This is a genomic window from Aeromonas finlandensis (assembly GCF_000764645.1).
GTDB lineage: Bacteria > Pseudomonadota > Gammaproteobacteria > Enterobacterales > Aeromonadaceae > Aeromonas > Aeromonas finlandensis.
In genome coordinates, this window is record NZ_JRGK01000223.1 from 1 (window position 1) to 836 (window position 836).

Annotated in this window: 1 protein-coding gene; it reads right to left on the reverse strand. The window is 34.3% G+C overall.

What is annotated here, in order from left to right:
- Positions 1–836, reverse strand: an 836-nt coding sequence (locus LD28_RS22445) for a transporter substrate-binding domain-containing protein (protein WP_156120228.1), incomplete at both ends; no start/stop codon positions are given.

Below are 836 nucleotides of genomic sequence, written 5' to 3' on the forward strand. Positions count from 1 at the left end.
CTTTAGTACTCTAGCCAAACGATATGAATAATAAAAATAAATTATCAGACATGGTATGACAATAACAGAGAATGGTTTTATTATATACCCATACTGGGCGTAAATTCCCACTTGAGGTTTGGGACCATATCGCCATTGATATGCAATATTTGATAAGTGTGATGGTAAGCTGAGGGAAAGTGCAGCATCAATTATTTTCAAAAGATATGTATCATCATTACGCACAGAAAAAACTCGCTCAATTGCTTGATTATTTATCGTTTTAATTATCTTGTAAGGTCTTGATGATATTTTTCTATAGTATTCTGCCGTATAGAGTGAAACCACCGCCTTATTTATCAAGCCTGACTCCAATTTGCGAAGCACATCAAAGTCTGTATCAAAATAAATGAACTTGTTTCCTATATCTCTAGCTAATAATGAGTAATTAATTTCATGACTATTTGAAGATGCGGCGCCATATAAATGACTGCCATGTTTCTTAATATTTTTTGCGACAACCTCAACCAACACATCATCGGCATTATAATAAAGCGATGTTAAATATGCACCTTTAGGTACATGACTTGCCAACGCACCAATAATATCAACTTCATTATTTAATAATCCCTGTTCGGCTTCATCGAAGCGATCATATGCGACCTCAACAAACTTTAACCCTGTTTGTAAAGATATATAATCCAAGATACTAATTATCATACCTTGCCATTGCCCATTATTGTTCACAAATGAGAATGGTAAGTTATTTTTTATCAAACCAACCCGTAGCTCTCTTTCTTTTAAGCTATCATAGACGTCGGATGTCAAATAGTCTGATGGTATAAGCTGTTCAGTAC